This is a genomic window from Enterococcus silesiacus, assembly GCF_001886225.1.
GTDB lineage: Bacteria > Bacillota > Bacilli > Lactobacillales > Enterococcaceae > Enterococcus_L > Enterococcus_L silesiacus.
The window spans coordinates 171,058-185,123 of record NZ_JXLC01000005.1; the positions used below are offsets into that span (position 1 = coordinate 171,058).

At 35.2% G+C, this 14,066-nt stretch carries 11 protein-coding genes; 4 read left to right on the forward strand and 7 right to left on the reverse strand.

Features of this window, described 5'->3' with window-relative positions:
* Nucleotides 1-40: 40 nt before the first annotated feature.
* Nucleotides 41-691, forward strand: a complete 651-nt coding sequence (locus RV15_RS05365; RefSeq protein ID WP_071877021.1) for a ClpXP adapter SpxH family protein — start codon at nt 41-43, stop codon at nt 689-691.
* 67 nt (nt 692-758) lie between these two features.
* Here RV15_RS05365 and pepF read toward each other — a convergent pair whose 3' ends face one another.
* From pepF to spxA, 4 genes are all read right to left on the reverse strand, one after another.
* Nucleotides 759-2,573 (reverse strand): oligoendopeptidase F, encoded by a 1,815-nt coding sequence (gene pepF, locus RV15_RS05370; protein WP_071877022.1) that lies wholly within the window; start codon nt 2,571-2,573, stop codon nt 759-761.
* Nucleotides 2,574-2,609: 36 nt separating this feature from the next.
* Nucleotides 2,610-3,800 carry a competence protein CoiA gene (locus RV15_RS05375; RefSeq protein ID WP_071877023.1) on the reverse strand — a complete coding sequence of 397 codons (1,191 nt, stop codon included), beginning with the start codon at nt 3,798-3,800 and terminating at the stop codon, nt 2,610-2,612.
* A gap of 95 nt (nt 3,801-3,895) precedes the next feature.
* Nucleotides 3,896-4,546 carry an adaptor protein MecA gene (locus tag RV15_RS05380; RefSeq protein WP_071877024.1) on the reverse strand — a complete coding sequence of 217 codons (651 nt, stop codon included), beginning with the start codon at nt 4,544-4,546 and terminating at the stop codon, nt 3,896-3,898.
* A 252-nt stretch (nt 4,547-4,798) separates the two neighbouring features.
* Entirely contained in the window at nt 4,799-5,197 is a 399-nt protein-coding gene (gene spxA / locus RV15_RS05385; RefSeq protein WP_010760718.1) for a transcriptional regulator SpxA, read from the reverse strand.
* Between the two features lie 363 nt (nt 5,198-5,560).
* On the opposite strand from spxA, the gene trpS reads away from it, so the two are divergent.
* Complete coding sequence (gene trpS / locus RV15_RS05390; protein WP_071877025.1) at nt 5,561-6,577, forward strand: tryptophan--tRNA ligase; 1,017 nt, start codon at nt 5,561-5,563, stop codon at nt 6,575-6,577.
* A 92-nt stretch (nt 6,578-6,669) separates the two neighbouring features.
* Here trpS and RV15_RS05395 read toward each other — a convergent pair whose 3' ends face one another.
* A complete protein-coding gene (locus RV15_RS05395) occupies nt 6,670-8,385 on the reverse strand; it encodes an ABC transporter ATP-binding protein (RefSeq protein ID WP_071877026.1) in 1,716 nt (571 codons plus the stop codon).
* Between the two features lie 256 nt (nt 8,386-8,641).
* Here RV15_RS05395 and RV15_RS05400 point away from each other — a divergent pair, with 256 nt between their 5' ends.
* A complete protein-coding gene (locus RV15_RS05400; protein WP_071877027.1) occupies nt 8,642-8,989 on the forward strand; it encodes a hypothetical protein in 348 nt (115 codons plus the stop codon).
* A 360-nt stretch (nt 8,990-9,349) separates the two neighbouring features.
* On the opposite strand, the gene RV15_RS05405 is transcribed toward RV15_RS05400, so the two are convergent.
* Nucleotides 9,350-9,589: a hypothetical protein gene (locus RV15_RS05405; protein ID WP_071877028.1), complete on the reverse strand. Its 240-nt coding sequence runs from the start codon at nt 9,587-9,589 to the stop codon at nt 9,350-9,352.
* 503 nt (nt 9,590-10,092) lie between these two features.
* Between RV15_RS05405 and RV15_RS05410 the strand changes: the two genes are divergently transcribed.
* Nucleotides 10,093-10,803 carry an HAD family hydrolase gene (locus RV15_RS05410; protein ID WP_071877029.1) on the forward strand — a complete coding sequence of 237 codons (711 nt, stop codon included), beginning with the start codon at nt 10,093-10,095 and terminating at the stop codon, nt 10,801-10,803.
* Nucleotides 10,804-10,857: 54 nt separating this feature from the next.
* Here the strand turns inward: RV15_RS05410 and RV15_RS05415 are convergent, their stop codons facing one another.
* Nucleotides 10,858-14,055: a DEAD/DEAH box helicase gene (locus RV15_RS05415; RefSeq protein ID WP_071877030.1), complete on the reverse strand. Its 3,198-nt coding sequence runs from the start codon at nt 14,053-14,055 to the stop codon at nt 10,858-10,860.
* Between the last annotated feature and the right edge of the window lie 11 nt (nt 14,056-14,066).

Below are 14,066 nucleotides of genomic sequence, written 5' to 3' on the forward strand. Positions count from 1 at the left end.
GATGTCTAGTCGCAAAAGGGTCAAATTGGAGGAAGTATGAATGATTGAAATTTATCTGTTCGTTAATCCTTTGGGGGGCATTTGTCTCAACGTAGAAAAGGATATTTTAAAATTGGTTGAAACTGAGAATAAAAAAATTCAATTTCGTTTCATTCCGCTAGTTAATATGCGGACCATAAATCATCTTATAAAGTTGTTTGATATTCCATCAAATGATATTGAACAACGTAATCAATTGTTTGAAAATATTTATTCAGCTGCATTGGATTATAAAGCAGCACAGCTACAAGGAAAGAAAAAAGGACGTCACCTATTGCTTGGTTTACAACAAGCTGTAGCGATGGAAAAAGTTCCCTACTCTTTAGAATTGGCTGAAAAATTAGTAGTTGAAGCTGGCGGCGATTTAGATATGTTCAAAGCCGATAGACAATCTGATTTTGTCAAAGAATCTTTTCAAACAGATCAACAAATTGCTCGTGAAATGGGGATTGCAAAACACCCATCGGCAGTAGTTTATAACTATACATGTGATCGTGATTTTGGTGTACTTGTGGAAGATTGCGAGTCAATGGACGAAATCAAAAGACTTTGTGAATCATCTGAGGATAACTTACAGTATTTTCACGAAAAATTTGAACTAGATCATTACAATGAATCTCGTGTACCACACGGACATTTACATTTGCTTTGATTACACAGTAGCACAAAAAATACACCCTCTTTTACTAAGAAGGTGTATTTTTTTATACCACGTTTTCTTATGCTAAAGATTCCACGAGCTGTTCTAGTTCGTTCAATCTTAATTCAAATATATGCATAGCATCTTCAATATATTCCGGTTTTGTCATATCGACACCAGCTTTTTTCATCACTTCGATTGGGTAATCACTACTGCCTGATTTCAAATAAGTCAAATAGTTATCTAAAGCAAGTGGTTCTTTTGCTAATATTTTATTTGCCAAAGCTGATGCAGCAGAGAAACCTGTAGCATACTGGTACACATAATAATTGTAATAAAAATGAGGAATTCTTGACCATTCTAATGCAATTTCTGGGTCTTTTGTTACCTCAGGACCATAATACTTCTGATTCAATTCACCATAATAATCACTTAAATACTCACTTGTTAAAGGAGTTCCTAAGGCATCTTCAGTATGAATAAAATGTTCAAATTCAGCAAATTGTGTCTGACGGAAAATCGTTCCTTTAAATCCATCCAAATAATGATTTAAGACATACGCCCGAGTCCGAGGATCTGTCTCAGTTTCAAGTAAGTACTCCGTTAAAAGATTTTCATTCGTTGTTGACGCAATCTCAGCTAAGAAAATCGAATAATCTCCATACACATACGGCTGATTATTACGAGTAAAATAACTATGAACACTATGACCCATCTCATGCACCAATGTGTATAATTGATCTAAGCTATCATGCCAGTTCATCAGGATATAAGGTGCCGTATCATAAGCACCAGACGAATAGGCTCCGCTGCGTTTTCCTTGATTTTCTATAACATCGATCCAACGATCATTAAAGGCATCTTTTACTATATTTAAGTATTCATCTCCCATTGGGTTTAATGCCGTAATAGCTTTTTCTTTTGCATCCTCATAAGTATATTTGATTGCTGCTTCTCCTAAAACTGGCGTATACATATCATACATATGAAGTTCATCTAGTTTTAATAGACGCTTGCGTAATGATACATAACGATGAAGCAATGGTAGATTTTTATTTACGACATCTACCAATGTATCATAAACACTTTCTGGAATATGATTACTACTCAAAGCAGCCGCTCTTGCAGAAGGATACTTCCGAATTTTTGCTTTGTAATTATGCGTTTTAACGTGCGAACTTAATGTTTGAGCAAAAGTATTTTTGAATTGCTCATAAACCGTGTAAAAGCCTTTAAATGCCTCTTCACGAACTCTTCTATCTGTGTTTTCCATCAACTGTCCGTAAACACCATGAGTCAATTGGATTTTCTCTCCATTTTCATCCTCGATGACTGGAAATTTTAAATCGGCATTGTTCAAGATAGAAAAAGTATTGCTGGATGCTTCAAAAATTTCACCTGCACCAGCCAATAATGCTTCTTGATCTGCTGATAGAATATGCGGACGTTCACTCAAGATATTTTCAATAAAATGACGATAGATCTCCAACTTAGGATTTTCGTCAAAGTAACCCCAAATGGTTTCATCACTTAAGGATAAAACTTCTGGCTCAAACCAAGCTACTGCTTCACTAGCCTGAGCATATAGAGCGCTCGCTCTTGCATAGATGGCCTGATATGTCGTATTCGCCGTATCCTGATCATTTTTTAAATGAGCATAAACATAGATTACTTCAATTTTGCGATAAATACTCAATAAGTTCTCGACGCTATCTAAAAAAGCAGTGCTGCCTTTTCCCAGAGTACCTTTAAAATGAGCACTTTCTTTTAGTTCATCTGATAATGCTTGAAAAGCCTCATCAAAAGCTTGATCATCTTTAAAAATTTTTGTTAAGTCCCAAGTCTTGTCAATCGGCAAACTTGAACGTTCTGGTAATTGTTTCGCTTCAGTCATTCTATCTCCCTCGTTTCAAATTATTCTTATATAGACTTATCTTATCACATTTTTGAATGGAGTAGCAGTGATTAAAGATTTATTTTCAATTCTTTTTAACCAATTTTCGACATCCGCTATACTTCGTTCAGTCGTATTCGCTAACACTTTCCATCTTGATTGAATTCTAACTAAATGATCACAAGCAACCAAATTTATCAGTAACTGATTTAAACAGTATTCTTTCACGACATCAACAGGAACATTAGGAAGCTCGTAAAATAGTTCAAGTGACTTTTCTAATTCTTTGCCTAAATGTAAACGTAAATCATCAAGCTCAAAAACATTCTGATCAAAAAACTGTACCCACTCCCAAATTCGAAGCTTCAATAACAGGTCTGATCCTCTACAACAAAAGATATGAAGACCTGGATAATAAAACCAATTTGGCAAGTAAAGTAAATGAAATCGTTTGTTATATAATACAGATTGGAGCATTCTAATACGCTCATCTCTTCTATATAATTTTTTACTCAGCTCCCAATAATATTCTTGGATCAGTTCTCCAATTTTAAATTTTCTTTGAATGTAAATATGAGATTTGCTTGGGAAATTTAAAATATCCATCAAAGAATCACTAAAAAAAGGCCATGTTTTTTTAGAATAATAGATTCTCTTCTTCCAATCCTCTTCAATATGAAAATGCAAGTTCAACTCTTTATTTTGCCAGTCAGCCGACCAGAGATAAAAGCCTAGACGATCCGAATAATAGCATAGATTTTTGACCAGTTCACTCAAATTCAGATGGTTTGAAAATAATTTATTTCCACAAATCCAGATTGGAAAATAGCCATGCTTTTGATAGCTCTTAGTCCGTTCCACCAGCCTTTGAACACTCATGGGACTGCACTGAATCTCAACAGCGATATTTCCTATCAGAAGATCGGGTCTTTGATTCAACGCTGGCAAATATTTTTCTACTTCATATTGAATTGCTTGTTTTTCACACCAGGTAGCAAAAACTTCTTTCAATGCCAAATGTTCTATCGTCTCTCCTTCTGAATCAAGGGTGCAGAAGCTTTGATTATAATGAGAAAAATGTGGGAGCTTAACTTTACCATTCTTTATCCGGACTGGGTGATTACAAGCTGGACAAAAATAAGCCTTACCTTTCATTCGCTCGATTTCTTCTCTAGTTAAGTTTAGTAGTGTTACAACTTCTTTGTCTTTTGAATATGCATTGAACATCTATCTCACCTCATAATTAAGTTACGCAAGATAGAGTATGATTCATCAAAAAGAACTGAAATAAAGCAAAGTTCGCTTATTTCAGTTCTTTTTGTTTATTCAAAGTAATATCTAGTTAATTCTAAAGCGTTACGTTCCATGATGCACGTGCCATATTCATTCAATGTTTCAGGAGTAACAGCTGATAGATTCGCATACTCTAACAACTGTGCTAATTCATTTTCTACATTATTTTTTCCTAACTCATCCAATAAGAAAATAACTTGTAGATAGTATGTTCCTTTAAATGTATATAAATTCGCTATCACAGACTGTAAGAATACTTCATTTGCCAGTTGGACCATTGTATCGAAATCATTTAGTTCAAAGACTAAATTTTTTACTGTAGTATCAGTGAAATCTTGTGTTTCCTCAGCAAAATCTTCTTCGATTTGTTTACGAATTATATTACTAACTTCTTCTGAATTTAAATCGTTGAAGCCTTCAAAATTTGATACTTCATCGATTGATGCATTTTTACTAATAAATAGTTCTAATCCATCACTTTTCGGCAGAACCTGAAAGGTAACAGCTTCACTGCCCTGAAATTCATCTTCCACATCAACTTCTTCTAAAATACTGTAGAAAAAATTTTCTACTTCCTTGTGGTTGCCGAGTAAATCTAAAAAAGTAATTCCTCTATCAGCTAAATCCTCATTGCCAATCAACACACGTATCGTATTTTCATTGATATGTTCCATTTCCATGTCGCTACACCTCACTTTTGCTAATCAGGAAACTCATTCTTACGTACATTGTAGCGGAATCACGCCAAATGTAAAGGGAAAAGTAATAATATCCCTAAATAAACTGCTGTCTTAGTATAATCCTTAAAACTTGTTCTACACTATGTACTTTTTTTATAAATATCTATAAAAAAGTAAAAACCTATTTACTATGTAAAGATTAATAGAAAAAGAAAACCTTTGCCGCAAGGACAAAGGTTCTCCTTATAAATTTTATAAACCTGCCATCAATTGCGCTTGACGTAATTCCAATTGTCTTACTCCTCTTGGCAAGAAACGTCGAATTTCATCCTCATTAAAACCAACCTGTAATCTTTTTTCATCAATCATTATTGGTCGACGCAACAATCCAGGATTCTCTTTTACTAACTCTAGTAAGTCCTGTAACGGAAGTTCATCCAAATCCATATTAAGTTTTTGGAAAACCTTAGAACGAGTAGAAATAATCTCTTCTGTTCCATCTTCTGTCATTCGCAAAATTGCCTTCAGTTCTGAAATATTCAGTGGTTCTGAAAAAATATTTCTTTCTTTGAATGGAATCTCGTGTTCTTGCAACCATGCACGAGCCTTACGGCAGGACGTACAACTTGGGGAAGTATAAAGTGTCAACATGTGCATCACTCCTTTTTGTGACTTTCGTCACTTTTTTGAAACAGGAAAGCTTTCTGTTTTCCTATTTAATTTAAGTATACCCAACTTCTAATAAAAATACTAGCTCTTTTTCCAAAAAAAATCATAGTTTTTCGTTATTTTACGTGTTTTTTTTTAAATATTGAAATAAAGATCGTTTTTTTCAACATAAAATTATAACGTTTTCAAAACGAGTAAAAGTGGTACAGCAATCATAATCTGCTACAACTGTACTAGTCTAAAAATTCTGACATTTTATTTTTTTCCTGTAATCCTGTTTTTTTTTATTTTTAGCTGTATAATGATCATAATGACTTTTTTATTAATTAATTAAGGTGGTTACTTATGGAAACTATTTTTTCTGGCATTCAGCCAAGCGGCATCCCAACAATTGGAAATTATATTGGTGCAATGAAACAATTTATTGATCTCCAAAATCACTATGACTGTTATTTTTGTATTGTTGATGAACATGCAATAACAGTTCCTCAAGATCCTATACAATTACGACAACAGACACGCAGTCTAGCGGCATTGTACTTAGCTATAGGTCTTGATCCTGAGAAATCGACAATTTTCATCCAATCTGAAGTTTCCGCTCACGCTGAGGCTGCTTGGATCATTCAATGCAACACAACAATCGGCGAATTAGAGCGTATGACTCAATTTAAAGATAAATCACAAAAAAATGGACGCACAGGAGTCAGCGCAGGATTATTGACTTATCCACCTTTGATGGTTGGAGATATCGTCTTATATAATGCAGATCTTGTTCCTGTCGGCGATGACCAAAAACAACATTTAGAATTAACACGTGATTTTGTTGAACGTTTTAATAAACGTTATGGACAACCAAATCAAGAAATTCTGGTCCTTCCAGAAGTAAAAATCGCACAACAAGGCGGACGTGTAATGAGCTTACAGGATCCGACAAGTAAAATGAGCAAATCTGATTCAAACAAAAAAGGCTTTATTTCGATGCTGGATGAGCCAAATGTTATCCGTAAAAAAATTAAATCAGCTGTCACAGATTCAACTGGCATCATTGAATATGACCCAGAAAATAAACCAGGAATTTCTAACTTACTAAGTATCTTTTCTGTTGCAACTGGCCGTTCTATCGATGAACTGGCCACCGCTTATCAAGGAAAAGGCTACGGTGAATTCAAAGCTGATTTAGCTGAAGCTGTTGTTGATCTACTAGAGCCAATCCAAGCGCGCTACCACGCGTTATTAGCTTCCGATGAATTAGATGATATTCTTGATAAAGGTGCTGAACAAGCCAGACTTGTAGCCAACAAAACGTTGCAACGAATGAAAAACGCTATCGGCTTAGGTAGAAAACCACGCAAGAAAAAGTAACAAACAGAGGCACTTCTGAATAACTATCACTAAAAAGCCTATAACTCCTGATTATTCTTGGAGTTATAGGCTTTTATTTTGTCTCATCTTAATTAATCTCTAAATTGAGCATCATGCAGTCGGCGGTAGTGCCCGCCTTTCGCAAGTAATTCTTCATGCGTTCCTTCTTCTAATATTCCCTTGTCACTAACAACAATGATCCGTGTTGCATGCTTGATCGTTGCTAATCGATGCGCGATGATTAAGGTTGTCCTACCATGTGCCAACGAATTTAATGATTCTTGGATCACTTGTTCTGTTTCCGTATCCAATGCAGAAGTTGCTTCATCCAAAATTAAAATTGGCGGATTTTTTAGGAACATTCTAGCAATCGCCACTCGTTGTTTTTGACCTCCAGAAAGCTTGACTCCTCGTTCACCGATCATCGTATCTAATCCTTCTGACATTTGATCGACGACTTTTTCTAAATGAGCTAACTTTACTGCATTTTGGATTTCGGCTTCTGTCGCATCCAGTTTTCCATAAGCAATATTGTCCCGGATTGTTCCAGGAAACAAGAAAACATCTTGTTGGACAATACCAATTTGACTGCGTAAAGAAGCAAGCGTCATCGCTTGAACGTTGATACCGTCAATCGTAATTGCCCCTTCGGTTACTTCATAAAATCTAGGTAATAGATTGCATAATGTGGTTTTGCCTGATCCGCTTTGACCAACAAATGCGACTGTTTCGCCAGGAACAATCTGCAAATCAATATGATTTAAAACTTTCGTAGAATCAGCATATGAAAATGATACATCGTCATAAATAATATCCCCATGTAAATGATCAACTACTATTGCATCCGGCTTATCCTGAATCGCAGGCTTTTTATCAATTTCTTCAGTAAATCGCTTAAACCCAGCGATTCCTTTAGGATAGCTTTCAATCATATTATTGACTTTTTCGATTGGGCGAACGAAAACATTGGATAATAGAATAAATCCAACAAATTGCCCATCTGTAATTTCGCCTTTGATCGTGTAGTAAGCTCCAAAAATCAGCGTAAACAAATTAATTAAACGAATTAAAAAGTAATTATAGGCCGAGCTAATTCCCATCACTTTATAAAACGTGATTTTTGATTGACGATAGGCTTGATTCAACCCTTCAAATCGTTTACGTTCAAACGGTTCATTTGCAAAAGACTGTGTCACTCGAATCCCACTAACAGATGCTTCAACACCTGCATTAAAGTCTCCCAGATTATCATAAATTTTTGTGTTGACTTTCGTCATCTTCTTATTAAAGAAAACCAACGCAATCGTAATAAAAGGCAACACAATAAATGTAGCCAAAGCTAGCTGTACATGAATTCTAAGCATCAAATAAAATGACCCGACTAAAGTCATCACCGTAATAAATACATCTTCTGGTCCATGATGGGCAACTTCAGAAATTTCAAATAAATCAGTTGTCAAACGACTCATCAATTTCCCTGTTTTCTGGTTGTCATAATATTCAAACGGCTGCGTCTGTAAGTGTCCGTATAATTCTCGACGCATATCTGTTTCAATATTGACCCCAAGTTTATGACCAAAAAATACCACGATATACTGTAAAAATGTATTAAGTATATAAAACAACAGCAAACCTGCGCAGGCTAGCGCAATCAACCGGAAATTTCCTTTTGGCATGATTTTATCAATCACTTGGTTCACAACAACTGGAAAAGCCAACTCTAGTAAACCTGCCAGAACCGCACAGCCGAAATCTAAAATAAATAAGTGCTTATATGGTTTGTAATAACTAAAAAATCGTTTTAACATAAACTCCCTCTTTCTTTCGACACTAAAACTATTATACGCAAAGAGACCCTTAGATGCAAAATTTGAAAGCTCTCAAATGATCGACTAGCGCTCAATTTACATCCTTTAATAGAAATATTTCTTATAAAGAAAAATATTTTGACATATGAGAACAATAAATGGATTTCATATTGAAAAATTGTTATTTTAACTATATTATAGATAGGGTTGCGTATTTAACGCATTACTATTATTTATTATATTAAGGAGTGTTTAAGTGAAAACAACAAAATTAGTTATTGGCATTATCAGTATTATTTTATCATTGTTGGTTTTATTTCAATCATGTGTTGCTGGTTTAGCAAATAGCATGCAAAACAACGGGGAAGCTGGCGGCAGTGCTGGTATGTTGTTGGCTATCTGTTTATTAGTCGCAGGAATCGTTGCCATTGCAACTAGAAATTCTTCTGGTAATGGCGGTTTTGTAGCTGCTGGATTTTACATTGCAGGAGGCATTATTGCGTTCTTACTTGCTGGCGGATATGGGGATTTATACATCTGGGCTGTGTTGTCTATTATTTTTGGTGCAACATTTGTAATTGGTGATACTAAAAAAAGTAAGTAATTATTTGAAATTGAAAAAAGCCAAACTGGAGAGAAGACATTCTCTTCAGTTTTTTATACATTTTGGACATGCTGGAGACCAGAGTATCAATAACTTGAAAAGCTACAAGCATTTTGTTAAGTTATACCTATACATGTACATCATTAAAAACACCGATGAGTTGCTTATGTCTTGGGGAAGATAGGCCTGATCGGTGTTTCTGTTTTTATTATACTAAATGTAACTTTTTTTTACTACTTCAAAAAATAACTATCGACTGGACTTTTTTGAAGAATAAAATAACAATATATGGCTTATTATTGGTCACATGAGTGAAAATTTGTTTCTTTGTGTTACTATAAAAAAAGAATCGCTCTATTTTTACTTTTGCTTTTTAGTTATAAATTTTATATTTGCTTGTTTAAAGGATATAAAAACAACTATCCAAGAACATATAGTCATAAGTAGCCACATCATAAAACTCAATTCTCCAAAAATACCTCTACCTTTGATTACTGACATGACACTCATCACTGCGATTGCGATTGTGTTCATACTTACTAGTCCCAAGCTCAGTCCAATCATTTTTCCTAATTGAAACATTAATTTCTCATTATTCACAAAAACAACTCCTTAGTAGTTACTTAATTATAAAGGAATCATTATACAAAATAAACACTCTAACTATACTCCTATCTTATATATGATCGATAGTCACTTCAAAATAATTTTCGTTTTCTGCTATAGCTTGCCCTTTGTAGCAACAAGCTGTATTTAGGTGAGATAACTTGATGCTCGATTCTCCAATTCGGTTTTGGTTTTATCAACTATCACCTATTTCGATTATTCTATAATTACTTCTGTAAAGGAGTTGGTGATTTGAAAAAATATCTAAATAAAAGATTGTTGTTACTATTTTTATGGAAAATCAATTCTTCAAAGTCACGAACATAACACCATATATCAAATACAAGCACAATCCTTTATGCACCAACAATCTAACAATGTCAGCATTCTAATCTAAATTAAAAAATTTCTTTCTGTTCTTTTGTGAAAAAGTTCGCTACAATGTAAAAGAAATTTGAAAATTTTTCTGAAAACTATTAAGGGGTGCAATTTTTTTAATGAAAACTATTGTTTTTGATGTTGATGATACAATCTATGACCAGCAACAACCTTTTAGAAATGCGATCAATGCAGTCTTTCCCAATGTAAAACCAGAAGATATGCATGCACTATATATTCGCTTTCGGTTCCACAGTGATGAGACATTTCCTAAAGTGATGTCTGATGAATGGACACTAGAATATATGCGTTTTTTCCGTATCAATGAATCATTGAAAGACCTTGATTATCCAAGTGTTTCACAAGAAGATGGTCTGATCTTCCAAAAAACTTATGAGGATGAACTAGATAATATCGTGATGCATCCAGAGGTTAAAAAAGTATTCGATTTCTTAAAAGAGAAAAATATTCCAATGGGAATCATTACAAATGGTCCGACAGATCATCAATTCAAAAAAGTAAAACAGCTCCAATTAGAAAATTGGGTTCCAACAGATAACATTATTATTTCTCAAAGTACTGGATTTCAAAAACCAGAAAAAGAAATTTTTGATCTGGCTGCCAAAGAATTCGGTATGGATTGTGAACGTACATTATATGTCGGAGATAGCTTTGAAAATGATATTGCCGGCGCTAAAAATGGTGGTTGGAAATCTTTATGGTTCAATCATCGTTTACGCGAGATGCCAGCGGATGAAGAAGCTCATCATATTAAGGAAGTCACTTCTTTTGATGATTTATTTCCTACGATTCAATCGTTATTTTCATAAAAAAAGCAGCGTATGCTTAGAGTTTTCTCTAAGTCTACGCTGTATTTTTTCCTTTTATTCACCAATACTCAAGATCATTCGAATATCATCTTCAGTCATTTTAGCTAATTGTTCTTCATTTCCTTGGATTACCTTTTGGAACAACTCGCGTTTTTCTTGCTGTAAAGAGTCCATTTTTTCTTCAACGGTACCTTCTGCGATCATCCGCCAGACTTCCACAACATTTTTTTGACCGATGCGATGTGCTCGTCCAGCTGCTTGCTCTTCCACGGCTGGGTTCCACCATAAATCATATAAAATTACGGTATCTGCACCTGTTAAATTTAAGCCTGTGCCACCAGCTTTTAATGAAATTAAAAAGACATCCTTTTCTCCTTCATTAAATGCATCAGCCATCGTTATCCGTTCTTTAGGCTTGGTACTACCTCTTAAATAAAAGGTCGAAAGGCCTAACTCATGTAATTCGGTTTCAATAATCGACAGCATACTTGTAAATTGAGAAAATAGCAAGACACGCCGATTATTTTCTTTAGCAGCAACCAATAAATCTTTCACTTGTTCCAATTTTCCAGAGCCGCCTGTGTAATCATCAATAAATAAACGAGGATCACAGCAAATTTGGCGCAAACGAGTCAAACCAGCCAAAATACTTAAACGATTCTTTTTAAACGTATCTTGATCCATTTGGCTGACGTCTTCTTGCATCTGCTTAAGATAAGCTAAGTAGACAGTCTTTTGCTCTTCTGTCAGCACACTATATAAATTACTTTCAATCTTATCTGGAAGATCTGCCAGTACCGTCTTCTTATCTCGTCTTAAAATAAAGGGCTGAATCATTTTAGCGATTTCTTCTGGTTTCATCGACCTAAATAAGGTTTTCGATGGGAATAAGCCAGGCAAAATCATTTGGAAGATCGACCACAACTCATCTAAATTATTCTCAATCGGTGTACCACTCAAAGCAAAGCGTTGAGGAACTACCAAGCTTTTTAGCGCCTGAGCTGTTTTGGTTCCACTATTTTTAACCATTTGAGCTTCATCTAAAATTAAGTAACCCAAATTCAATTCTTGATACATATCGATATCTTGTCTCAGACTAGCATATGATGTAATCAAAACATCGAGGTCTGCCTGCTTCGCAAGTTTTTCACGTTCTAATTTATTTCCAGCCACAACTTCCGCCTGTAAATCAGGTGCAAATTTTTTAATTTCAGCTACCCAGTTATAAATCAGACTGGCTGGAGCCACAATGAGGGCTGCTCCTTTTTGCTGTTGTTCTTCTTTTTCAGATAATAAGTACGTAATGGTCTGAAGCGTTTTTCCTAGTCCCATTTCGTCAGCTAAAATCCCACCGAATTGGTAATAGCTAAGCATTTTTAGCCACTTAAACCCATCGATTTGGTAGTTTCTAAGTGTAGCTTGGATTTTTTTAGGCAAAATAGCTTCAAAGTCTTCTGGATGCGTCAGGTTTGAAACCATCTCCTTAAAGGAAGCTGAAAAATGTGCTTGTGCATTGTTTTCCAACATATTTTCAATCATCAAGCCCTGATTTCTTGGTACTTGAATAGTCCCCTGCACATTTTTCATATTCTTTCTCAGCAGTGTCAAAATTTCACTTGTCTGTTGAAATTCTTCTGAATCTAAAGCTAAAACCTCGCCTGTCTCTAATGTATAAAAACGGTCATTGCGTAATAAACTAGCTAAAACAGCATCGATTTCCTGCTCCGCAATCCCCGTAATATCAAAGCGAACATCCAGCCAAGAATCGGCGTCTGAAACTTCGATCATAGGTTGATGATGCGCGGCGTCTAAATATAATTCCCGCAGCTTTTTCCCCATGCGCACTTCTCCTAAACGACGAAATGTAGGAACTTCCGCTTTAAAGAAGTAATACAGTCGTTCACCAGCAGGTAAAGCTTTTTCGTACCCGTCAGTGACTTTTTGATACCCAAATGCTATTAATTGATCTAAAATTTCTTGCTCCTTTTTACCATCACGTACAACTTCTTGGTCTGCTCCAGAGGCAACAGAATGCTCATTATCTGTCGAAAACACGACTGTTCCATAAGTAAAATCTACCCGGACCTTAATCATTCCTTTGATTTTGCGGAAAATCAACACTGCCTCCAATGGATGGTAGACCACTTCATTTTCCACGTCATCGCTAACCGTGACTGTTCCTAAACGCTTCAATAACGGCACCACTGCTCCAAATAAATCAGATAGCTCAGACTTTTCATAAATGATCTCAGGTTTTTCAATACGCTTTAATAACTGCAATAAGGTTGTATAGATTGCTTCTTGCTCCTGTGTAAAAATAAATACCTGATCTTTACTAAATCCCCATTGATAATGCGATAAAAAGGTTGTTATCTGGTCGTTGATCATTAATTTATATGTCTTATCCAATTGTTTGCTTATGTCAAAATAGATTGGCAACGAGCCCTTTACAAATGACAGATGTCGATACTTTATCCCGTCATCGTTTAATTGAAAATGTGGAATTAGGCTCATCTTTTCAAGTAGTTGCTGCCCTTGGTCGATGGGTAAAACAAGATAACGTTTGTCGATCTTGCCTTTCACTTGAATGCCATTTGCACCGAGCAATTGACTTGTTTGGTAGATTGCGGCTAATTGTTCTAGCAGTTCTTGATTTTCAATTGAAAAAGCCTCATTGATCAAGTCAAAATGATGTTGCTTATTGATCAAAAATGACCCTTCTTTTTGAAAGGTTTGGAAAAACTCACCAATATTTTTAATAATGTAGGTTTTTGGTTTGACGCCTTTATTACCTAGACGCAAAGACACACCTAAAACAGCTAATTCTGGATAATAACTATTCGTTTCAATGACATCGACAATGTATTCAACGACTAGCGGTATAACTTTATTTTTCTCCTCTACCTGATTCAATTTAGCAAAACCTTTTGTAAACATCTCTGAAATAGACAATGATCGCTTTTCAAAGGCTACTGGCTGGTCTGCTTTAATAATCCTTGACATGCCTTTTTGACGCAAAGATAACTCAACTGCTACAGTATGTTTACAATAGCCATGATCCTTCCAGTAGGGGCATTCACAAATATCATTTTCTTTGGCGGTTCCATCTAGCTGAATACGATATAATTCGTTGCCAAGTACTTCGGCGTGCCAGATTTTTTTCTCAGGGTCTTGAACGATAGACAAGACTCTGCCTTCTTTCATATACTCCCTGCCTCGTTCAACAATTCGTTCTGGAATACTCCACTTCATCTTCTCACCTC

What these genes read in the sequence shown, in the direction of transcription:
- RV15_RS05365 (WP_071877021.1), top strand. Translation starts at nt 41, where the DNA reads ATGATTGAAATTTATCTGTTCGTTAATCCTTTGGGGGGCATTTGTCTC.
- pepF (WP_071877022.1), bottom strand. Translation starts at nt 2,573, where the DNA reads ATGACTGAAGCGAAACAATTACCAGAACGTTCAAGTTTGCCGATTGAC.
- RV15_RS05375 (WP_071877023.1), bottom strand. Translation starts at nt 3,800, where the DNA reads ATGTTCAATGCATATTCAAAAGACAAAGAAGTTGTAACACTACTAAAC.
- RV15_RS05380 (WP_071877024.1), bottom strand. Translation starts at nt 4,546, where the DNA reads ATGGAAATGGAACATATCAATGAAAATACGATACGTGTGTTGATTGGC.
- spxA (WP_010760718.1), bottom strand. Translation starts at nt 5,197, where the DNA reads ATGTTGACACTTTATACTTCCCCAAGTTGTACGTCCTGCCGTAAGGCT.
- trpS (WP_071877025.1), top strand. Translation starts at nt 5,561, where the DNA reads ATGGAAACTATTTTTTCTGGCATTCAGCCAAGCGGCATCCCAACAATT.
- RV15_RS05395 (WP_071877026.1), bottom strand. Translation starts at nt 8,385, where the DNA reads ATGTTAAAACGATTTTTTAGTTATTACAAACCATATAAGCACTTATTT.
- RV15_RS05410 (WP_071877029.1), top strand. Translation starts at nt 10,093, where the DNA reads ATGAAAACTATTGTTTTTGATGTTGATGATACAATCTATGACCAGCAA.
- RV15_RS05415 (WP_071877030.1), bottom strand. Translation starts at nt 14,055, where the DNA reads ATGAAGTGGAGTATTCCAGAACGAATTGTTGAACGAGGCAGGGAGTAT.